This window comes from Vibrio sp. 1580 (genome assembly GCF_033340055.1).
This window is the reverse complement of record NZ_JAWOVT010000652.1, coordinates 1-536: the sequence shown is the minus strand read 5'-3', so window position 1 is coordinate 536 and position 536 is coordinate 1. Positions and strand designations below refer to the sequence as shown.

The window sequence follows — 536 nt, the reverse complement described above, 5'->3', positions numbered from 1 at the left end:
CGGGTGTGTGGACTGGCAATTTCGCTCTGCGCAACAATGCAATAATACGCTCAAACTGCTCTTCAGAAATCAGTCCACGCAGAAGTGACGTTTTGGCCGCCATCACCGTACCAGAAGACACCGCCTCACCATGTAACCAATTGCCGTAGCCTAATTCAGCTTCTATCGCATGACCGAAAGTGTGACCCAAATTGAGCAACGCACGAATTCCAGACTCTTTTTCGTCTTGTGCAACCACTTCAGCTTTAATTTGGCAGCAACGTGCAATGGCATAGGTAAGCGCGTCTTCATCCAACGTGTACAAACGGTCTAAATTTTCTTCCAGCCAATCAAAGAATGCACCATCATAAATAATGCCGTATTTGATCACTTCTGCTATACCAGCAGCAAATTCACGCTCAGGTAGCGTCGATAAACAGTTGGTATCGATGATCACCGCTTTCGGTTGGTAAAATGCGCCAATCATGTTTTTACCTAGCGGATGATTGACTGCCGTTTTACCGCCAACGGAAGAATCCACTTGGGACAACAACGTC

1 protein-coding gene is annotated in these 536 nt (G+C 46.6%); it reads right to left on the bottom strand.

Translation table 11 applies throughout. The features are described from left to right. A partial coding sequence (locus tag R7093_RS27650) for a 3-dehydroquinate synthase family protein (RefSeq protein ID WP_411913266.1) occupies window positions 1-536 on the bottom strand: 536 nt, incomplete at both ends.